This is a genomic window from Pseudoalteromonas shioyasakiensis, from assembly GCF_022398475.1.
Lineage (GTDB): Bacteria > Pseudomonadota > Gammaproteobacteria > Enterobacterales > Alteromonadaceae > Pseudoalteromonas.
On record NZ_JAKEVM010000040.1, the window covers coordinates 1 to 19,765 of the forward strand.

The window sequence follows — 19,765 nt, forward strand, 5'->3', positions numbered from 1 at the left end:
ATGCCAATGGCACTGCCCGGTAGCTACGTTCGGAACTGATAAGCGCTGAAAGCATCTAAGCGCGAAGCAGGCCTCGAGATGAGTTCTCACTAGACTTTTAAAGTCTCTGAAGGGCCGTTGAAGACTACAACGTTGATAGGCAGGATGTGGAAGTGGTGCGAGCCATTAAGCTAACCTGTACTAATTACCCGTGAGGCTTAACCATACAACGCCAAACGCGTTTTATGACAGCGTAATGAACAGAAGTTAAGTTACTAAAGTAGACATTTACTTGATATCAGAATTCCAGATTTATGTAGGGTGAACCGCAACGCTTAACGCGAAATCAGTTCACCTTGCGCAAAGGACTCGTAAGCGCTRCGCGCTTTGTCGAGAATCCTTTCCACGCCTTTTGCTTGGTGACAATAGCGTTTTGGACCCACCTGACCCCATGCCGAACTCAGTAGTGAAACGAAACAGCGCCGATGATAGTGTAGCAGCTGCTATGTGAAAGTAGGTCATCGCCAGGCTCCAAATAAGAGAAAGCCCGATTCGAAAGAGTCGGGCTTTTTTGCGTTTGGAGCTTTCAGCTTTCAGCCATCAGACATCAGCTGAACTGCGGGGTTGTCCTGTAAAGAGTCACCCTCAGCAACAACCCCCGTAGGAGGCACTTCAGTGCCGAATTCAGACCACCACAGCAACAAAACCCCGTAGGAGGTACTCCAGTGCCGAATTCAGACCATAACAAACACATTCATGGCTAAAGCCATTCCAACAAGTACACTTTGCCTAGAACCTAGAACCTAGAACCTAGAACCTAGAACCTAGAACCTAGAACCTAGAACCTCCACCTATCGGCTGATCGCTGATCGCTGATCGCTGACGGCTGAAAGCTGATAGCTCTGTGATGTGTTGGGCTTCACTCCGCTCTACCCAACCTACGCCAGACCTCAAAACTTTACTCTTTCAACTTTCCCCTCACTAACTCCACTCTCGCTAACTCCACTCTCGTATCTCGTGAACTAAAAAAGCCCAGCCGGTTTCCCGGCTGGGCTTCTATATCTAACAATGATGAGATTACTTAATCATGCTGTAGATAAGTGCAAACACAGCTAGAGAGCCAACTGTTAATACAAACAGTGTGCTTAAGCGGTTTCTGTATTTGTGTAAGCTAGGTACTTTATAAACGGCAATCATTGGCATGATGAAAAGGATCATGGCGATGATAGGGCCTGATAGTTGATCCATCATGTCTAAAATACTTGGGTTGATCACTGAGCAATACCAAATAGCGAAGAACATGATAACAGTGCCAATTTTATCAACGAGTTTAGGGTTCATATGGGCTTGCTTACTAACAAGACCATTAAAGCTTTCACGGGCACCTAAGAAGTGACCTAAGAACGAAGAGGTAATTGCAATAAAGGCAACTAATGGCCCTAAGGTCGCAATAAACGAGTTATCAGTGATATTGGCAAGGAATGACAAGATAGACACGTTATCAGCTTTTGCTTGTACCATTTGCTCAGTAGATAGTGACAACACACATGAGAATACAAACAGTAAAACAAACACGATTAATAGTAGACTGGTACGCTTCAGAATTGCTTCTGACTTCATTTTAGCATTGTTGCCATAGTGAGCACGCTGTACATGTACAAAGCTTGATATCGCAGCTGCGTGGCTAAATGAGAATACGATGATAGGTATTGATAACCAAAGTGTTTTCATGAAGCCAGAAAACTCAGGCACTGTTACATCTGGCATTTGCCAACTTGGGATCAAGTAAATCGATAAGAAAAACAAGATAGCGACGAGAGGATAAACAAGGATTGCAAAAGCACGTAACATCAATGCTTCACCACCTAGCATTAAACTGATCATACCGCCAACGAGCACACCAGATAACAGTACGCGTGGTGGCGACTCCATACCTAATTGATTAACGATAAAACTGTCTACTGTATTGGTTAAGCCAACACCATAAATAAGTAAAATAGGGAAGATAGAGAGAAAATACAGTAAAGATATTAAGCGCCCTGCATTAATGCCAAAGTGTTCTTCTACAACATCGGTAAAATCCGCTTCAGGCTTTTTTGATGATAAAACAAATCGGGCTAAACCTCTGTGAGCTAAGTAGGTCATCGGAAAGGCAAGACATGCCATGATAATCAAAGGCCAAAATCCGCCGATACCGATATTAATTGGTAAGAATAAGATCCCTGCACCAACTGCGGTGCCAAATAAACTTAACACCCACTGGGTGTCATGAAGGTTCCATTTTGAGTTACTACTTGTTGTCGATGCATCATACGGCATAGCATCTTGATGTGTGTTCATTAGCACTCCACTATTAGAATAATAATTGTCGCGCAGCATATAGAAAAGCGATTAAGAATGCATGTTTTAGCGTTGTATTTAGATAACTATGCTGTAAGGAGAGACTTACAAAGGAAGGTGGCAGGGCTTATTTATAAAGCCCTGTTGTGGTATTTATTCTGCTGCTGCAAGTGCGCGAGCTTTAATGTCTGCGGCAAATGCTAAACCTTTCTTGAAACGCGCCTCAGCTGCTGTGATTTCGCCTTCATCGCCATTAGCAGCAAGCACCCCTTGTGAAAGGGCTTTATAAAGTGCGGTAATTTGTGCCTCATAGCCGGCTTCAATTGCTTTTTCAACAGTCGTCATGGTTATTCCTTTAATAGTTTGAGAGAGCAAAATACTATAGGAACAAAGGCTTATTGGCTAGGTTAAACTGATTGTAAAGTAAGGAGTGTTAAAGGGGCTAGAGTTACGATGATAGGATAGATGCTGGGTTTCGCTACGCTCTACCCAGCCTACGATATTTAACGGAACGCTTTAGTTCTGTAATGCCGATACGACAAAAAACGGATTCAGGTACTCTTCTTTACTGTTATACAGTAGTGGGCTGCCATCGAGTTTACTAACCGTTGCACCTGCTATTTCGGCAATCGCATGGCCAGCTCCGGTATCCCACTCACAGGTTGGGCCAAGGCGTGGGTATATATCTGCACTACCTTCGGCAACCAGACAAAGTTTTAGCGAGCTTCCCTTTGAAACCATTTCTACATCTTCAAACTGTTTTACAAATTCAGCTAAATCTGGAGAAGGGTGTGAACGGCTGCCGACAACACGGATAAGCCCTTTATTTGGCTTACGAGTTACCTTAAGTTCGATACGTTCATCACCTTTATCTTTAAAGGCACCTATTGCTTCTGCGGCAATATACGACACACCTAATGCTGGTGCATCAACAACAGCTAATACCGGTTTACCTTTTTCTATCAAGGCAATGTTTACTGTAAACTCGCCATTTTTTTTAATGAACTCTTTGGTGCCATCAATTGGGTCTACTAACCAGTAGCGGTGCCAAGTTTGACGAATATCCCAGCTAATATCAGCGCTTTCTTCGCTTAGAATTGGTACATCAGGGGTAAGATGTTGTAAGCCATTCACAATCACTTTGTGAGCTGCTAGGTCGGCGTCGGTCACTGGGCTTTCATCAGCTTTGTACTCAACATTAAAGTCCTTTTCGTAAATCCCCATTATTGCGCTACCGGCTTGGCGTGCGAGGAGTAAGATTTCTTCTAGCAGTTCTGTTTGATTCATGACTTAACCTATAATTTGCTGTTGTTTTAAATACGCTACCAGCTCTTGCACCGATTGGTCTAGGGTGTTTTTGCTAGTATCGATTTTAATTTCTGGCGATGTAGGGATTTGATAGTCTGAGTCGATACCAGTGAAGTGCTTAATTTCACCTGCTCGCGCTTTTTTATAAAGCCCTTTAGGGTCGCGTGTTTCACACACGTCGAGGGGGGTATCTAAAAATACCTCAATAAACTCACCATCCTCTACTAAGTTTCTTACCATATCGCGTTCGCTTTGAAATGGCGAAATAAATGCGGTTAATACCACAAGACCGGCATCGACCATTAGCTTTGCAGTTTCACCAACGCGGCGAATGTTTTCCACGCGGTCTTCATCAGTAAAGCCAAGATCTTTGCACAAGCCATGACGCACATTGTCACCATCGAGTAGATAGGTGTGAACGCCTAGCTGGTTTAATGAGCTTTCTAGTGCGTTTGCAACTGTGCTTTTGCCTGAACCTGAAAAACCAGTGAACCATAGAATGGCAGGCTTATGCTTTTTTTGCTCACTACGCTGTGATTTGCTAATGGCGTAATTATGCCAAACGATATTTTCATCCATTATCTTTACTCCAATGATTGAGGAACCAAAGCTCTCAAAATAAAGAAATAGATTTAAAGGGGTGAGAGTGTGGTAATCAAATATAAATAGTAATGCTGGCTTTAAAACGTTTGTTGTCTTATAGCCAGCATTGTCTTACCTAGCTTATTTAAGTTGGCTTATATCAAGCGCTTGCCAATGAGGGAAGTGCTTGCGTACTAAAGCATTAAATTCAACTTCAAAGTCGCTAAAGCTACTTTGTTGCTCTTCAGTGCTAAGTAATTGCTCAATCATACCTGCCGCAACGGTTAGGTTTGATAGTCGGTCAATTAGGATAAACGCACCTGTTTCATGGTTGTTGTGGTACTCATCAGCCAAAATTGTTTCTGTAAGCTCTAAGGTTACAATCGCAATTTCGTTAAGTTGTAATGAGTCTGCTTGACCATGCTCAAGGGTATTTACATCAATCGTGTGATCGATTTTTCTTACCACTGCCGAGGTGTTTTTGCTGCCTAACTTAAAGTTATAGCTTTTACCTAATACTAACGGTGCTTCATGCATCCATACTAATTTAGCTTGAATACGGTTTGTAACAGCGGCTTTTGAAGCGGCTGGCACAATCACATCGCCACGGCTGATATCAATTTCGTCGTTTAACGTTAAGGTAATTGCTTGACCTGCTTCAGCTGTATCTAAGTTGCCATCGAAAGTCACAATCTCTTTGATGCTTGAGCTTTTACCTGATGGTAATACTTTTACCGCATCACCCACGCTGAACTTGCCAGACGTTAAGGTACCTTGGAAGCCGCGGAAGTCTAGGTTAGGGCGTACCACATATTGCACCGGAAGACGTGCTTCAAAACCGTTATCAAGTTCAGCAGCTGGCGAGTCTTCAAGTAACTCAAGTAGCGGTTTATCAGTGTAGTAAGGTGTGTGCTCTGAACGTGTAACTACGTTATCACCTTTAAGCGCTGACATAGGCACAAACTTGATATTAGTAACGTTTAGTTGCTCTGCAAACTTAAGGTAATCCGCTTTGATTTTCTCATATACGGTTTCATCAAAATCGACGATATCCATCTTATTGATAGCAACAACAAACTGCTTAATACCTAGTGAGTCACAGATAAAGCTATGACGCTTAGTTTGTACTTGTACGCCGTAACGAGCGTCAACTAAGATAATCGCCACATCACTGGTTGATGCACCGGTTACCATGTTACGCGTGTACTGCTCATGTCCTGGCGTATCAGCAATAATGAACTTACGTTTTGCTGTTGAGAAGTAACGATAAGCAACGTCAATGGTAATACCTTGCTCACGTTCAGCTTGAAGACCATCTACAAGGAGTGCTAAATCAAGCTCTTCACCGGCATTACCGACTTTTTCATTGTCTTTATGCAGGGCTGCAAGTTGGTCTTCATAAATTTGGTGACTGTCGTGTAAAAGGCGGCCAATCAGCGTTGATTTACCGTCATCCACACTACCACAGGTCAGCATGCGTAAAAGGCTTTTGTCTTGTTGACGCGCAAGGTAGGCGTCGATACCTAACTCTCTTACTTCATTAATCGTGTCGTTTGTTTTAGACATTAGAAATAGCCCTCACGTTTTTTCTTTTCCATTGAACCAGCAGAGTCGTGATCAATCACGCGGCCTTCACGCTCAGAAGAGGTTGAAAGCAGCATCTCTTCAATAATTTCAGTTAAGGTACCTGCATTTGATTCCACAGCACCTGTCAGCGGGTAACAACCAAGGGTACGGAAACGGACAGATTTCATTTGTGGTACTTCGCCTTCTTCTAATGGCATACGCTCGTCATCAACCATGATTAGCGTGCCGTTACGCTCAACGACTGGGCGTTCTTTAGCAAGGTAAAGTGGAACCATTTCAATGTTTTCTTGGTAGATATACTGCCAAATATCAAGTTCAGTCCAGTTAGATAAAGGGAATACACGAATGCTTTCACCCGGGTTAACTTGGCTGTTGTACGTATTCCAAAGCTCTGGACGTTGGTTTTTTGGATCCCATCTATGGTGTTTGTCACGGAATGAGTAAACACGCTCTTTAGCACGTGATTTCTCTTCGTCACGGCGTGCCCCACCAAATGCAGCATCAAAGCCGTATTTATCTAACGCTTGCTTTAAGCCTTGCGTTTTCATGATGTCGGTGTGCTTTGCTGAGCCGTGTACAAATGGATTGATATCAATCTCTAACCCTTCAGGGTTTTTGTGGACGATTAAATCAAAGCCATACTCTTTAGCTAGGCGGTCACGAAACTCGATCATTTCCTTAAACTTCCAGTTGGTATCGACGTGTAAAAGTGGAAATGGGATCTTTGCTGGATAAAACGCTTTACGCGCTAAGTGTAATAACACTGATGAATCTTTACCGATTGAGTAAAGCATCACCGGGTTTTCAAACTCAGCAGCAACTTCGCGCATGATTTTGATACTTTCAGCTTCTAATTGCTGAAGGTGTGTTAAAGCCATTGTTAGTCGTCCTACTAAAATGATTAAAAGTTAAATTAAGCTACGCCAGTAATTGGCTGGGCAAAGCTGCTGGTTTGCTCTGTTTGACCAAACCATGCAAGCTGATGATGCAATGATGCAACTTCGCCAATAATTAATAAGGCAGGTGAAATAATGCTATGGCGCGAAATCAAGTCGGCTAGCTCACCTAATTGCCCTGTTACCACACGTTGTTCTTTACGTGTGCCGTTTTCAATAATGGCAATGGGGGTATCTGCACCGCGGCCATGTTTTAATAGTTGTGCTTGAATATGCGGTGATTTAATCACTCCCATATAAATCGCTAAGGTCTGATTTGGCTTGGCAAGTGACTGCCAATCTAATTCTTGACCATCTTTTTTACAGTGACCCGTTACAAACTGAATGGCTTGCGCATGATCTCTGTGAGTAAGTGGAATACCTGCATAAGCGCTACAGCCTGCAGCAGCAGTAATACCCGGTACGATTTGGTAGCGAACTTTATTCGCGGCAAGAACTTGTACTTCTTCACCACCACGACCATAAATAAACGGGTCGCCACCTTTAATACGGCAAACTTTTTTGCCTTGCTTGGCAAAATCGACCAACATCTGATTGGTATCTTCTTGCGCTACGCTGTGATCGCCTAAACGTTTACCTACGCAAACTAGGTCGGCATCACGGCGTACTAAATCCATAATTTCATCAGAAACTAAGTAGTCATATACAACTACGTCGGCTTGTTGCATTAACTGTAGTGCTTTTAAGGTTAGTAGCTCAGGGTCACCTGGGCCTGCACCTACAACATACACTTCGCCTTCTGGTTCTGGCTTTGCATCTAATAATTGCTCTAACTGCGCTGTTGCAGCTTCGGTATTACCCGCTTGTACTTTGCTTACAACTGATGAATCAAATACGCCTTCCCAAAACTGACGACGATCAGCAAAGTGTTTAAAGCGTTGTTTTACTTTGTCGCGAAAGCTACCAACTAATGTAGCAAGTGGACCAATATGCTGTGGAATAAGCGTTTCAAGTTTTTCACGTAAACGACGTGCTAATACTGGCGCTGTGCCTGCGCTTGAAATTGCAATTGTGATTGGATCACGGTCAACAATTGATGGAAAAATAAAGCTGCACTTAGGTTGATCATCCACCACGTTAACGAAAATATTGCGCGCATTAGCAAGTTCGAACACATCTTTGTTAACGCTGTCTATATCAGTTGCAGCGATTACCAGCATTTGCTGATCTAAATACTGTTCTTTGAAAAAGTCGTTAATGAGTGTTACATCACCTTTCTCAGCAAGTTCTCGAAGTTCATCACAAAATTCAGGGGCGACTAGCGTCACATGAGCACGCGCTTTTAAAAATGCGCGGCATTTGCGTAATGCGACATCTCCACCGCCGACTACCAGCACAGGTTTGTCGTCTAATTTGGTAAAGATTGGTAAATATTGCACTTTGTTCTCACCCCTAAAACACATCAAGAAACTGCTTATTGCAGGCAAGCAGAATATAGTGCTCTAAAAAAAGTAAAAAATAATTAAAACCAAGTTTATATAACTAAAAGTTATACCAGGTGGTTTGTTTTGGCTTAAGACTTAGTTAACAAGGGATTGCGGCGAGTTACAAGTAAATAAGCAGCCTTATGGTGATTAGTTATGATTTATAGCCGAATGATAAAAATTTGCTACTATAGGTCACTAATATGGCAACACAAATATAAGAGCTATGACTAAAATGCAAACAAGCGCTGCCCAAGCGGTGGCACTGATGGACTTAACAACTCTGAATGACAGCGACACAACAGAAACCATTAATAACTTGGTTGCCAGTATTGAGCCAACGTTAGGTATTCCTGCAGCGGTCTGTGTGTATAGCCAGTTTGTAAGCGACGCTAAACTAGCACTCGCTGAGCGTGAACTACAGCAAGTTAAAGTGGCTACAGTTACTAACTTTCCTAGTGGGGATGAGCCGTTAGAGCAAGTGTTAAATGAAACCCTATTTGCCATTGAACGCGGCGCTGATGAAATTGATTTAGTGATCCCCTACAAAGCGCTTATTGGTGGTGATGAGCGCAAAGTTTTAGAGTATGTCAAAGCGTCAAAAGAGGCATGTGGTACTCAAGCGCAGCTTAAAGTCATTATCGAAAGTGGCGAATTAAGCGATGACCTCATTGCAACAGCAACTAAACTAGCAATTGATGGCGGCGCTGATTTCGTTAAAACCAGTACTGGTAAAGTGGCTGTTAATGCAACGCTAGCTGCAACAGACATCATGTTGAACAGCATAAAAGTGAGTGGTAAAAAGGTTGGTTTTAAGGCGGCAGGCGGGGTCAGAACAGTTACCGATGCTGCTGAGTATTTAGACCTAGCTGAATCAATCATGGGTGAAGCGTACTTACAACCCGAGCTATTTCGTTTTGGCGCTTCTGGGTTATTAAAAGATGTGTATGCAACATTAAATGAATCGTGAAAGTGAACAAGAAAAAATAGCGCTCGAGCATGGCGCAGCAAAGTTGTTTTTGCGCTGTTACGAAAAGCAGTTTGGCGTAAGTATGCGTAATATTTGGCATAACACGCCGAGTAAACCAGACGTGAGTTGTTATAAAGGTGATGAACGGCTTGATATTGAAGTCGCACATTTATATGCCAGCGAAACAGAAGCAATGGCGGTGTTAGGTCGGCCGCTGTCTATCTCAATGCAACGAGATCTCGCTGAAATGGCTTTAGCACCGAGTAACGAGCGTCTGCACTGTGCTTTGCATCGCTTGCTGGCACAAAAAGCTAAGAAACACTACGAGTCTACTCAGCCTTGGTTATTAATTCGAAATGCAAGTACTATATGGCATCTTGATGATTTTAAGTCAGTACTTACTCACCTTGATGTGCCTAAGCAGCATCCATTTCAACAAATTTGGTTGTTATGTGATTTTTATCGTGGTGAGTTATTACAAATTTTATAATGGAATGAGATAACAACAATGAAATTTAAACGTTCAGGGACGCAAACACTTCTATCGAGTGTTTTTCCAAGTTTAGCATTAGCAGGTTTAGTGGCTGTATCGCTCACGGCGTGTACTAACCCAAGTACACCAGCAGGTGAAGAGGGTTACGTATTTGAAAAGCCGCGGGTGTTTGGCGAAGGCGGTTATCAGGGCACTATGATTGGCCCAGCTAACTACGGCATGTCACTTTGGCGCAATCAGGTGATTAATATTGATATGCGCCCGAATACGTATACTGAGGCATTTAAAATCTTAGCTAACGATGACTTAAATATTAGTTTTGATTTTCATGCGGTCATTTCAATAGAAAGCGGCTCTGTCAGAGCGGTGGTTGAGCAATACGGTGGTGAAGATTGGTATCCGCGATTTGTCCGTGAAACATTTAGAACTTATGTGCGTGATATAGTGCAGCAATACGATAGTGGTGTGTTAAAAACTAATCGCGAGAAAATAGCAGCAGAAGTAACAGCTCGGTTAAAAGCGTATTTAGAACCAACGCCATTTAAGCTCGCCAATGTCGTAGTGGGAAATATTAACTATCCGGCTATTGTTGCTAATGCTGTTGAGAAAAAGTTGGCTGCACAACAATTACTGTCTGAAAAAGAAACGCAAAAAGAAATTGCACGAAAAGATGCTGAGATACGTGTAGAAGAAGCGAAAGGTATTGCACAGGCGCAAAAAATCATTAATGCCACTTTGACGCCAAATTATCTACAGCATGAAGCTATTAATGCGCAGTTAAAGATGGCTGAGTCACCTAACCATACAACAGTTTATATTCCTGTTGGTAACAATGGTGTACCACTGGTGAAAGGCACAAACTAAGGGGTTAAACAGCCAGTGCTGGCACTGGCTGTTAGTTTGCTTAGTTAAATTTAAACATACTGCCAAAGCTTTCTAAACTTGATTTGTTCGTTTTGGCAATACACCCTGAATCATCAAGAGACTTCTTAGTTGTCTCATCAGCAAGGCCTGTCACTTTCAGCTTTTTTTCTTGCTGATACTCAGTGAGAGCAATCACCGTTGCTTCATCGTACTCTACGTCTTCTATTTCATATTCTTCGTAGTGAGGCTGCCTTTTCAAATAACCCAAACAAACCAAGTTCAGTCGTGACATCGCTAAGTCTGTTTTTTCGTAGTAAGGCATTCTGTGAGTTGGAACACTAACCGATGCAACTGGCGCTTTAGCGGGTGCTGCTGCGGTTACTTTTAGTGGTGCAGGGGCTGTATGGCCTGCTGCAATGGTGTTATCGCTATTATAGCGATAATAAGTTGTTGGTACTTTTGATTCTAAAAACTCAACAGCTTTTACGATCACTTCGCGCAATGCTTTTTCTTTTGGTGTGTTTGACCAGCTACTTAAGTTACCACCAACGAGTGCGCCACCAAAATTGGTAGCAGCAGATGTAAAGTCAAAATCTTTACTGCCACCCTCAACACTGGTAGCGGCTAAAATACGTGAAGTACGCGTATCGATTAAGCGTAAATCTATCGCCATGTGCGAACTTGAAAAACCCGCCGATACCGAGCTAAATACATCGCCGATAAAGCCACCACTGCCGACACGAGTGCCTGAGTTGTCATCATCAAACTCTGTAACTGCGGCAACCACAACAATTTCGGCTCCCTCTATTTCACCATACGCAGCTCCTGATGCTGCACTCACACGGCCTGACACAGCAAGATCTTGTTCTGATAATACGGCATCAAGTGCTTGTCGCTCTAAAACAATAAAGCGATTGGTGCTAACTAATGCCGTTGTGAGTTGATCGGCCATACCTTCACCAATTTCTTTACGCCACCAACGTGAATCGTTTGATTTATCAGTAAAGCGGGCAACAGCGATCCGAGCTTTTGGGCCATTGTACTGCTGCTGTGCAACTTCGTTTATATCTGGGCTATTGTTATTGCTGGTGGTTGTCGAAGTACTCTGGCATGCAGTCAGTGCTGCAGCAAGTAACGTAATCGAAATTGCTTTGTGTGTTTTGGTGAGCATATGACTTTCCTTAACTTATATCTCATGCAGTAAATAACACCGCACTATGGGCTTTGTTGTTATTGACGTTTGTATGGATAAGCTATAAAAATCAGTGTTTTATTAATAGCACTCAGGCGAAAACTTTATTCACTGACGCGAAATTCGGCATGTTTTTGATATTTTTCTCGATACTGTTTTGGTGATAAGCCAACATAGCTCTTAAAGCTTCGGGCAAAATAGCTTTGTGAACTAAAACCTGCTTGCTCCGCTACTTGACCAATTGCTAACGCGCTATCGATTAGCTGTTTTTTTGCAAACTCTAAGCGAGTATTACGCAAATAATCAGAAGGCGTTTGTGAGTACAAGGCTTTCATTTTTAGTTGCAGAGCTCGAGAGCTTAAACATAACGCAGAGGCTAGTTGCTCAACCGAGAAGCTTTCATCTTGGTAATGCGCTTGTACTATCTGCTTAAGCTTTTCTGTAAAAGAGTAATCTTTATTTTGTACTGTTACTGCCGCTGTATCGCTATTCAGAGGAGCTGCCAGTTGTGCTGTTAGGTGTTGGTTTAAAATTTGTCTCAGATTAAGCAGTCCTTTTACTCTGCTTACTAGTAGAGTCGGTTCAAAAGGTTTACTTAAAAAGTCATCAGCTAATAAATCAAGCCCTTTTAAGCGGCTGTGGGTATCTGCTTTAGCTGAAAGTAATAATACCGGAATGTGGCTGGTGGCCGGGTTTGCTCGAAGAGCTGCTAATAATTGATAGCCATCCATATTCGGCATCATCACATCACTGATAATGAGGTCGGGCAGGTCTGACTGACAAAGGTCGAGAGCTTGCTGGCCATCAGCAGCACAGATACAGTTAAACTCGTTATTAAATAAAGAAAGGAGTAGCTCTGCCATTTCCTCATTATCCTCAACAATCAGCAATGTCTGTTGTGAGGTAAGAACTTGCGTAGCACTATTAATGTGCTTATCAGCACTTTCAACCACAGGTAATGACACAGTAAAGCAGCTACCTTCAGCGATGTTACTGCTTACACTGATAGAGCCACCATACTTTTCAACGAGTTGTTTTACTAAGCTCAGGCCAATACCACTTCCTGGTTCTGACGATGTTAAGCGAGTAAAGCGCTGAAAAATAGACTGCTGATGCTCACTGGCAATACCCACACCGGTATCATTAATTTTAAACTGTAACGCTTGTTGCACTTCACTAAGGTGAATATCGACAGTGCCACCTGAAGGGGTGTACTTAAGTGCATTGCTTATCAGGTTACTGAAAATCGAGTGGGCATGTTCAGGAGCAAGGTTAATCTTAAGTGCTGTAGTGGTGGTGTCAGTGAAGCTAAATTGCAGCTGTTTTTGCTCATACAGAGGTCTGAAATCCGCCACTAAATCTGTTAAAAATGGCGTAATAGAATAGGGGCTGACAGTGTAAATTGCCGTGCTTGGACGTTGACTCAGTTGTAAAAGTTGATTGATGAGCTCTAGTAAGCGCTGGCAGTTACGTTTGATACTGGCTAGTTGCGTTTGAGCTTGAGAGTCTGCATTGCTTCGCTGTAACTGACTTACCGGAGCGAGTATTAAGCTAAGTGGTGTTTTGAGTTCGTGGCTGATGTTATCTAAAAACTGATCTTTTAGTTTGTTTAACTCAATTTCGGTTTGCTTCTCTTGCTCTGCTAGTTTGCGCTTGTACAAGGCATTTAACACAAGCCAAGTCAGTGCTAAAGCAAACGTAAAGTAAATGCCGTAGGCTAATTTAGTTTGCCACCAAGGAGGCACAACAGTAAGCTCTAATAGCTGTGTACTGTCACTCCATTGGCCATATTGATCTTTTGCTTTTAGCAATAACTGGTAGTTACCAGCAGGCAATTGCGGATAGTTAATTTGCCTAAGGGATGCATCGGTATATAAAAATTGCTCATCAAAGCCAGCTAGCTTGTAGCCATATTGATAATGCTTTGGAGTCGCACCATTTTTTAATGCACTAAATTTAAAGCCGATAACCCCAGCAGATTGTGCAAACGAGAATGTCTGAGTTGCACTAGCAAGGGTATTGGTTTGCTTATCAAAATGATTACTTTTAATTGCTCGGTTATTAAGTAATAACTCAGTTAACACTGGAGTAGGGGGAGTGTGCGATAAAGTTAGTTGCTCAGGGTAAAAATGATTGTAGCCATTAATACCACCAAAAAATAACTCGCCATCGTCAGCTTGAAAGCTCGCACCCAGTATAAATGACTGGTGTTGAATACCATCTTCAGGCAAAAACTGCTGAATTTGCTGTGTGCTGGGGTTATAGCGAGTGAGTCCGCCATTGGTTGCAAGCCAAAGCGTGCCTTGTTTATCGGCAAGAATGTCAAAAACGTTGTCATTAGCTAATCCTTGCTGCTCAGTTATGTGTTTCACTGTGAGGGTATGTTTATTGACCTGATTCAAGCCCTGCATAGTGCCAACCCAAATGCTGTCTTCACTGAGTAATAAAGAGGTAACCATATTGTGGCTAAGCCCTGTCTCGCCTGAATCTTGCTCATCTAATAAACTAAATTGCTCTGTTGAGATATCGAGTTTATTGAGTCCTGCTCGGGTACCAATCCATAGTGCGTGCTCTTCATTATCATAAGCCAAAGTAAATACGGTGTTGTTGGCAAGGCTATTTTGCGCATCATTGTGCTTATAGTGAGTCACCTTAGCAGAGGTTGGTTCAAAGCGAGTTAAGCCTTGGTTACTACCTAGCCAAAGTGCACCTGTTTTGTCGCTGGTAATTGCGTAAACACGATCACTGGCTAGCTGGTGGCTTTGCATGGTGAAAGTTGTAAACTCATCAAGGCTGTCTTGATACTTAATTAAACCACCACCGTAAGTACCAATCCACAACTGTTGGTTAGCATCTTCGTGTAGGGCAAATATATTGTTATTAGGTAGGGCGTTTTTAAAGTGTTGATAACCAGACGTTGTTTTGCGGTTGAGTCCATCACGGGTGCCAACCCATACCTCACCATTGGCTCTCTTAACGATTGAACGAACAAAGTTATGACTTAACGAATTTGCTTGAGAGGTTTTTAATTGATGAGAGAACTGTTGCTGCTTAGGATCATAGCGGTGCACACCATAGCCATCTGTGCCCAGCCAAATAACACCTTGCGAGTCTTGAAAAAGAGAAAGCAGATAGTCGCTGCTTAAGCCGTTGGGGTTTTGTTTGTCATGGCGATATTGAGTGAATTGCTCTTGTAAGTCAGCACCTGCAGGTAAAAGGTATAGACCTTGTCCATAGCTTGTAAGCCAAAGGTTTTGCTGTTGATCAACGAGGCTGTCTGTTACCCAGGTTCCATTAAACTGTTCGATTTTTTCACTACTTTGCGTAGCTAAATTTAATATATAAAGACCTTGTTTAGCGCCAATAAGCAGCTTTTCGTCATTAAGCAACTTGAGATGCCAGAGCGGCACGGCGATCTGAGCATGCTGAGTAAATTGCTCAGTAATTGGGTCAAATGAAATAAGCCCTTTATCTGTGGCAAGCCAAATTAGTTCATCGGTAATAACAATGTCTCGAACCAATGGCTGCGCTGATTTATAGTGAAAGTGTGTAAAACTATTATTTGATACATCAAAACGGGTTAATTTACCGTGTTCGTGACCTAGCCAAAGAATATCATCTTTAGCTAACGCCATAGACCAAATTTTATCTTCACTTAGGCTTCCGTTATAGCGCGTAGAAAACACATCAAACAGACCGGTTTTAGGGTTGAGTCTATTAAGCCCTTTGCTTGCAGTCGAAAACCATAGCTGGTTTTTACTATCTTTAACACAGCCGGTGATCCAGTTCCCTGAAATGCTTTTATGATCGCTGTTAGCTTTAAAACGCTTAAATTCATAACCATCAAAGCGATTTAAGCCACCTTGTGTAGCAAACCATAAAAAGCCTTGCTGGTCGGTGATGCTGCAAGTGATTGAATTTTGACTCAGGCCTTGCTGACTATTAAAAGTGCCTAGGTGTAAAGAACGTGCACTAGCCTGATTAGCCATCAACAAAGTGAGGCATAACAATACAATATTAAAAGGGGATTTTAATAGCAGCACACTGATCCATGTTGTTTTATGTTCCTGTAATGGGTTTATGATAAACTGCTTTTTAATCAATGTTAATATTGATTTTTAAACGAACTGATGAGATTTTAACTAATGGGTATCTTTTACTCTTGTGTTAATGAATTGCGTAAGTATAATAGGCATCCACTTTGCAGGGGCGTAGTTCCAATTGGTAGAACAGCGGTCTCCAAAACCGACGGTTGGGAGTTCGAATCTCTCCGCCCCTGCCACTTTTTACACAATGTGTGCTAAGTCTGAAATTAAAAATCGGTTTAAACAAGTCAGTTTTTAAGTTTAGATTTTAATGGATTAACCCTGCCAGAGCGCAGGGTTGTTGTGTCTGTAGTTAAGGTAAAAATATTATGAGCACGAATGTAGAAACACCATCAAGTGCGATGGATTCAGTAAAGTGGATTGTAGCAATTGCGCTACTAGCAGGCGCAGTCGTTGGTAACCACATGTATGCAGACCAATCTGTATTATTACGTGCTATTGGTGTAGTGGTTGCTGTTGCAGCTGGTTTAGGCATTGCCTCACTAACTGAAAAAGGTCGTACTTTTCTTGCATTTGCAAAAGAAGCACGTATCGAAGTACGTAAAGTTGTGTGGCCAACTCGCCAAGAAACAACACATACGACATTAATTGTAATGGTTGCAACTGTGATTATGGCGCTTATCCTTTGGGGATTAGATGGCATTTTATTCCGCGCAGTAGGCTTTTTAACTGGATTGGAGATCTAATCCCATGTCGGATGAGAAGAACGAAAAGAAACTACGTTGGTACGTAGTACAAGCTTTCTCTGGTTACGAGAAGCGTGTAGCACAAACTATTCTTGAGCACATCAAGATTGAAGGTTTGGAAGATAGTTTTGGTGAAGTATTAGTACCAACTGAAGAAGTTGTTGAGATGCGCGCTGGCCAAAAGCGTAAATCTGAGCGTAAATTCTTCCCAGGTTACGTACTAGTTCAAATGGACATGAACGATGCAAGCTGGCACTTAGTGAACAGCACTGCACGTGTTATGGGTTTCATTGGTGGTACGTCTGATCGTCCAGCACCAATTAGCCAAAAAGAAGCTGACCGCATCTTAAACCGTCTTCAAGAAAACTCTGAAGCACCTAAGCCAGCTACATTATTCGAGCCAGGCGAAGTTGTTCGTGTTATCGATGGTCCATTTGCTGACTTCAGCGGTGTTGTTGAAGAGGTTGATTACGAGAAGAGCCGCGTGAAAGTGTCTGTTCTTATCTTCGGTCGTTCGACACCTGTTGACCTTGAATTTGGTCAAGTTGAGCAAGACAAGTAAGTAAAAAAATTAAAGCTGCCAAAATCGTTTAATATTTTGGCAATACGCTTGAAAAAGGCCGCTGATTAACTTATAATCAGCGGCCTTTTTGTGTTAGGGCAAGTTACAACTTGTTTTATCACTAAAAAGTGAGAACCAATTTTTAAACTGGGAAGCCGTTAGAGTACGCGTCCTCGCGCGCACAAGGCTATGACCCACCAAATGAGGTATTTATTATGGCTAAAAAAGTTGAAGCTATTATCAAGCTACAAGTTGCCGCTGGTATGGCTAACCCTAGTCCTCCAGTAGGTCCAGCACTAGGTCAACACGGTGTAAACATCATGGAATTCTGTAAAGCGTTCAACGCACGTACAGAATCTATCGAAAAAGGCGCTCCAGTTCCTGTAGTGATCTCTGTTTACGGTGACCGTTCTTTCACGTTCGACATGAAAACTCCACCGGCTGCTTACTTACTTAAGAAAGCTGCAGGCATCAAATCAGGTTCTGGCCGTCCTAACACTGAAAAAGTGGGTACAGTAACTCGTGCTCAACTTGAAGAAATCGTTGAGACAAAACGACCTGACCTTACAGCGGCTGATATGGACGCTGCAGTTCGCACTATCGCAGGTTCTGCGCGTGCGATGGGCTTGAACGTAGAGGACTAAGATAATGGCAAAATTAACTAAACGTATGCGTACAATCCGCGAAAAAGTGGATGTAACTAAAGATTACGAAATCAACGAAGCAGTTGCTCTTTTAAAAGAGTTAGCGACAGCTAAATTCGTAGAAAGTGTTGACGTTGCTGTTAACCTTGGTATCGATGCTCGTAAATCTGACCAAAACGTTCGTGGTGCAACTGTACTACCTAACGGTACTGGTCGTGAAGTTCGTGTTGCTGTATTCACACAAGGCGCTAACGCAGATGCTGCGAAAGAAGCTGGTGCTGAATTAGTGGGCATGGAAGATCTTGCTGAACAAGTTAAGAAAGGCGAGATGAACTTTGACGTTGTTGTTGCATCTCCAGACGCTATGCGTGTTGTTGGTCAACTAGGTCAAATCTTAGGTCCACGTGGTCTAATGCCAAACCCTAAAACTGGTACTGTAACTCCTAACGTTGCAGAAGCAGTTAAAAACGCGAAAGCAGGTCAAGTTCGTTACCGTAACGACAAGAACGGTATCATCCATACTACTATCGGTAAGGTTGATTTCACTGCTGAGCAACTTCAACAAAACCTTGAAGCTCTTATTGTTGCGCTTAAGAAGGCTAAACCTTCTCAAGCAAAAGGTACTTACGTGAAGAAAGTAACTATCTCTACAACAATGGGCGCAGGTGTTGCTGTTGACCAAAACTCTCTAAGCACAGTTGTTGCTTAATTAAGAGTTTACATGGCGCGAAATTTGAACTATAATTTTGCGCCATTTTGTTGAGAAAGTTAATTTCGAAACAAGTAAAGAATTCGGGTTGAAGTCCATAATTTCGTAATGCCTTCGGGTAAAAACGATAAATTGGGCTTCCGTCCAAGACCGTAGGCGGCTTCAGCCTTAATATTTTACCTACGTAGACGGTGTGAATCCCCAGATAGATTTTTCCTAATCTTCTGGCTCTCGCCGTAAAAAGCATCTCCATTTTTGATGGGGAAGAGTAGAACAGGGAAGCCAATTTCGGCAACCCATTAAACCAGGAGTAACACCCATGGCTTTAAATCTTCAAGGCAAAAAAGCAATTGTTGCTGAAGTCAACGAAGCAGCCACTGGTGCTCTTTCTGCAGTTGTTGCAGATTCTCGTGGTGTAACAGTTGGTGCTATCACTGCCCTTCGTAAAGAAGCTCGTGAAGCTGGTGTATGGATGAAAGTTGTTCGTAACACTTTAGCTAAACGTGCTGTTGAAGGTACAGATTTTGAGTGCCTTTCTGACTCACTTGTAGGTCCAAGCTTAATCGCTTTCTCTTCAGAGCACCCAGGTGCTGCTGCGCGTATCTTCAAAGATTTCGCGAAGAAGAACGAGAAATTCGAAGTTAAGACGGCTGCATTTGAAGGTAACGTAGTAGACGCAGCTATGCTAGCAACTCTACCTACTTACGACGAAGCTGTTGCACGCTTAATGAGCGCTATGAAAGAAGCGTCTGCAGGTAAATTGTGTAAAACAATTGAAGCAGTACGTGTACAGAAAGAAGAGCAAGCTGCTTAATTTTAAGCTGTTTTTTTGTTCACTTTCGGTGTAATATTTTTTTTGGGCTATATTTAGTCCGTAATAATTAGGAAATTTGTAATGTCTGTAACTAAAGACCAAATCCTTGATGCTATTGCTGAAATGTCAGTAATGGACGTTGTTGCTCTAGTTGAAGCAATGGAAGAAAAATTCGGCGTAACTGCAGCTGCTGCTGTTGTTGCTGGTCCTGCTGCTGAAGCAGCTGAAGAAAAGACTGAGTTCGACGTAATCCTTACTGGCGCTGGCGCTAACAAGGTTGCAGCTATCAAAGCTGTACGTGGTGCTACTGGTCTTGGCCTTAAAGAAGCTAAAGCACTTGTTGAAGCTGCTCCTGCACCTATCAAAGAAGGTGTATCTAAAGAAGAAGCTGAAGCACTTGCAAAAGACCTTACTGAAGCTGGTGCTGAAGTTGAGGTTAAGTAATCTAGCTTACGCTAGGTTCGCTGCCTGAGTAATCAGGCAAGGGCTGGTGATTATTTAATCACCGGCCTTTTTGCGCTATAGAGCGATGCAATCCTGTAACGCAAA

18 protein-coding genes, 1 tRNA gene and 2 rRNA genes are annotated in these 19,765 nt (G+C 42.5%); 12 read left to right on the plus strand and 9 right to left on the minus strand.

What is annotated here, in order from left to right; translation table 11 throughout:
* Nucleotides 1–205, plus strand: a 23S ribosomal RNA gene (locus tag L1D51_RS09360); the annotation flags it as partial.
* A 189-nt stretch (nucleotides 206–394) separates the two neighbouring features.
* A 5S ribosomal RNA gene (gene rrf, locus L1D51_RS09365) occupies nucleotides 395–509 on the plus strand.
* A 547-nt stretch (nucleotides 510–1,056) separates the two neighbouring features.
* On the opposite strand, the gene L1D51_RS09370 is transcribed toward rrf, so the two are convergent.
* From L1D51_RS09370 to cysG, 7 genes are all read right to left on the minus strand, one after another.
* Nucleotides 1,057–2,319, minus strand: coding sequence for an aromatic amino acid transport family protein (locus tag L1D51_RS09370; RefSeq protein ID WP_054564013.1), 1,263 nt, complete (start codon nucleotides 2,317–2,319; stop codon nucleotides 1,057–1,059).
* Between the two features lie 153 nt (nucleotides 2,320–2,472).
* On the minus strand, nucleotides 2,473–2,664 hold the full coding sequence (locus L1D51_RS09375) for a hypothetical protein (protein WP_239963518.1): 192 nt from the start codon (nucleotides 2,662–2,664) through the stop codon (nucleotides 2,473–2,475).
* Between the two features lie 171 nt (nucleotides 2,665–2,835).
* A complete protein-coding gene (gene cysQ, locus L1D51_RS09380; protein ID WP_055199437.1) occupies nucleotides 2,836–3,606 on the minus strand; it encodes a 3'(2'),5'-bisphosphate nucleotidase CysQ in 771 nt (256 codons plus the stop codon).
* A 3-nt stretch (nucleotides 3,607–3,609) separates the two neighbouring features.
* Complete coding sequence (cysC, locus tag L1D51_RS09385; protein ID WP_239963519.1) at nucleotides 3,610–4,206, minus strand: adenylyl-sulfate kinase; 597 nt, start codon at nucleotides 4,204–4,206, stop codon at nucleotides 3,610–3,612.
* 144 nt (nucleotides 4,207–4,350) lie between these two features.
* The gene (gene cysN, locus L1D51_RS09390; protein ID WP_239963520.1) at nucleotides 4,351–5,775 is read right to left on the minus strand and encodes a sulfate adenylyltransferase subunit CysN; all 1,425 of its coding nucleotides are present in this window, start codon (nucleotides 5,773–5,775) and stop codon (nucleotides 4,351–4,353) included.
* Nucleotides 5,775–6,674, minus strand: a complete 900-nt coding sequence (gene cysD, locus L1D51_RS09395; RefSeq protein WP_054564008.1) for a sulfate adenylyltransferase subunit CysD — start codon at nucleotides 6,672–6,674, stop codon at nucleotides 5,775–5,777. The genes cysN and cysD overlap by 1 nt, the downstream gene beginning before the upstream one ends.
* Before the next feature lie 35 nt (nucleotides 6,675–6,709).
* Nucleotides 6,710–8,131: a siroheme synthase CysG gene (cysG, locus tag L1D51_RS09400; protein WP_239963521.1), complete on the minus strand. Its 1,422-nt coding sequence runs from the start codon at nucleotides 8,129–8,131 to the stop codon at nucleotides 6,710–6,712.
* 271 nt (nucleotides 8,132–8,402) lie between these two features.
* Between cysG and deoC the strand changes: the two genes are divergently transcribed.
* Genes deoC through L1D51_RS09415 form a run of 3 tightly spaced genes read left to right on the plus strand, consistent with a single transcriptional unit; the run spans nucleotide 8,403 to nucleotide 10,503 of the window.
* Nucleotides 8,403–9,146: a deoxyribose-phosphate aldolase gene (deoC, locus tag L1D51_RS09405; protein WP_239963522.1), complete on the plus strand. Its 744-nt coding sequence runs from the start codon at nucleotides 8,403–8,405 to the stop codon at nucleotides 9,144–9,146.
* Nucleotides 9,136–9,636 carry a hypothetical protein gene (locus L1D51_RS09410; RefSeq protein ID WP_054554823.1) on the plus strand — a complete coding sequence of 167 codons (501 nt, stop codon included), beginning with the start codon at nucleotides 9,136–9,138 and terminating at the stop codon, nucleotides 9,634–9,636. The genes deoC and L1D51_RS09410 overlap by 11 nt, the downstream gene beginning before the upstream one ends.
* Before the next feature lie 18 nt (nucleotides 9,637–9,654).
* Nucleotides 9,655–10,503: an SPFH domain-containing protein gene (locus L1D51_RS09415; protein ID WP_054564005.1), complete on the plus strand. Its 849-nt coding sequence runs from the start codon at nucleotides 9,655–9,657 to the stop codon at nucleotides 10,501–10,503.
* Between the two features lie 40 nt (nucleotides 10,504–10,543).
* On the opposite strand, the gene L1D51_RS09420 is transcribed toward L1D51_RS09415, so the two are convergent.
* Both L1D51_RS09420 and L1D51_RS09425 read right to left on the minus strand, forming a co-directional pair.
* Nucleotides 10,544–11,674, minus strand: a complete 1,131-nt coding sequence (locus tag L1D51_RS09420; RefSeq protein WP_055022148.1) for a CsgG/HfaB family protein — start codon at nucleotides 11,672–11,674, stop codon at nucleotides 10,544–10,546.
* A 125-nt stretch (nucleotides 11,675–11,799) separates the two neighbouring features.
* Complete coding sequence (locus tag L1D51_RS09425; protein WP_239963523.1) at nucleotides 11,800–15,684, minus strand: hybrid sensor histidine kinase/response regulator transcription factor; 3,885 nt, start codon at nucleotides 15,682–15,684, stop codon at nucleotides 11,800–11,802.
* 216 nt (nucleotides 15,685–15,900) lie between these two features.
* Between L1D51_RS09425 and L1D51_RS09430 the strand changes: the two genes are divergently transcribed.
* The 7 genes from L1D51_RS09430 (at nucleotide 15,901) to rplL (ending at nucleotide 19,660) form a co-directional block, all read left to right on the plus strand.
* Nucleotides 15,901–15,977: transfer RNA gene (locus tag L1D51_RS09430), tRNA-Trp, on the plus strand.
* Nucleotides 15,978–16,109: 132 nt separating this feature from the next.
* On the plus strand, nucleotides 16,110–16,487 hold the full coding sequence (gene secE / locus L1D51_RS09435) for a preprotein translocase subunit SecE (RefSeq protein ID WP_036971579.1): 378 nt from the start codon (nucleotides 16,110–16,112) through the stop codon (nucleotides 16,485–16,487).
* Nucleotides 16,488–16,491: 4 nt separating this feature from the next.
* Nucleotides 16,492–17,049, plus strand: coding sequence for a transcription termination/antitermination protein NusG (nusG, locus tag L1D51_RS09440; protein WP_054554826.1), 558 nt, complete (start codon nucleotides 16,492–16,494; stop codon nucleotides 17,047–17,049).
* A gap of 215 nt (nucleotides 17,050–17,264) precedes the next feature.
* Complete coding sequence (rplK, locus tag L1D51_RS09445) at nucleotides 17,265–17,693, plus strand: 50S ribosomal protein L11 (RefSeq protein ID WP_054554827.1); 429 nt, start codon at nucleotides 17,265–17,267, stop codon at nucleotides 17,691–17,693.
* 4 nt (nucleotides 17,694–17,697) lie between these two features.
* The gene (rplA, locus tag L1D51_RS09450) at nucleotides 17,698–18,402 is read left to right on the plus strand and encodes a 50S ribosomal protein L1 (RefSeq protein ID WP_054564002.1); all 705 of its coding nucleotides are present in this window, start codon (nucleotides 17,698–17,700) and stop codon (nucleotides 18,400–18,402) included.
* A gap of 319 nt (nucleotides 18,403–18,721) precedes the next feature.
* Nucleotides 18,722–19,216: a 50S ribosomal protein L10 gene (gene rplJ / locus L1D51_RS09455; RefSeq protein WP_054554829.1), complete on the plus strand. Its 495-nt coding sequence runs from the start codon at nucleotides 18,722–18,724 to the stop codon at nucleotides 19,214–19,216.
* 81 nt (nucleotides 19,217–19,297) lie between these two features.
* Nucleotides 19,298–19,660, plus strand: a complete 363-nt coding sequence (gene rplL / locus L1D51_RS09460) for a 50S ribosomal protein L7/L12 (RefSeq protein WP_054554830.1) — start codon at nucleotides 19,298–19,300, stop codon at nucleotides 19,658–19,660.
* Nucleotides 19,661–19,765: the final 105 nt, after the last annotated feature.

Bases quoted from the DNA above. Each gene is read 5' to 3' on its own strand.
- L1D51_RS09370 (WP_054564013.1), bottom strand. From the start codon at position 2,319: ATGAACACACATCAAGATGCTATGCCGTATGATGCATCGACAACAAGT.
- L1D51_RS09375 (WP_239963518.1), bottom strand. From the start codon at position 2,664: ATGACGACTGTTGAAAAAGCAATTGAAGCCGGCTATGAGGCACAAATT.
- cysQ (WP_055199437.1), bottom strand. From the start codon at position 3,606: ATGAATCAAACAGAACTGCTAGAAGAAATCTTACTCCTCGCACGCCAA.
- cysC (WP_239963519.1), bottom strand. From the start codon at position 4,206: ATGGATGAAAATATCGTTTGGCATAATTACGCCATTAGCAAATCACAG.
- cysN (WP_239963520.1), bottom strand. From the start codon at position 5,775: ATGTCTAAAACAAACGACACGATTAATGAAGTAAGAGAGTTAGGTATC.
- cysD (WP_054564008.1), bottom strand. From the start codon at position 6,674: ATGGCTTTAACACACCTTCAGCAATTAGAAGCTGAAAGTATCAAAATC.
- deoC (WP_239963522.1), top strand. From the start codon at position 8,403: ATGACTAAAATGCAAACAAGCGCTGCCCAAGCGGTGGCACTGATGGAC.
- L1D51_RS09410 (WP_054554823.1), top strand. From the start codon at position 9,136: ATGAATCGTGAAAGTGAACAAGAAAAAATAGCGCTCGAGCATGGCGCA.
- L1D51_RS09415 (WP_054564005.1), top strand. From the start codon at position 9,655: ATGAAATTTAAACGTTCAGGGACGCAAACACTTCTATCGAGTGTTTTT.
- L1D51_RS09420 (WP_055022148.1), bottom strand. From the start codon at position 11,674: ATGCTCACCAAAACACACAAAGCAATTTCGATTACGTTACTTGCTGCA.
- L1D51_RS09425 (WP_239963523.1), bottom strand. From the start codon at position 15,684: ATGGCTAATCAGGCTAGTGCACGTTCTTTACACCTAGGCACTTTTAAT.
- secE (WP_036971579.1), top strand. From the start codon at position 16,110: ATGAGCACGAATGTAGAAACACCATCAAGTGCGATGGATTCAGTAAAG.
- nusG (WP_054554826.1), top strand. From the start codon at position 16,492: ATGTCGGATGAGAAGAACGAAAAGAAACTACGTTGGTACGTAGTACAA.
- rplK (WP_054554827.1), top strand. From the start codon at position 17,265: ATGGCTAAAAAAGTTGAAGCTATTATCAAGCTACAAGTTGCCGCTGGT.
- rplA (WP_054564002.1), top strand. From the start codon at position 17,698: ATGGCAAAATTAACTAAACGTATGCGTACAATCCGCGAAAAAGTGGAT.
- rplJ (WP_054554829.1), top strand. From the start codon at position 18,722: ATGGCTTTAAATCTTCAAGGCAAAAAAGCAATTGTTGCTGAAGTCAAC.
- rplL (WP_054554830.1), top strand. From the start codon at position 19,298: ATGTCTGTAACTAAAGACCAAATCCTTGATGCTATTGCTGAAATGTCA.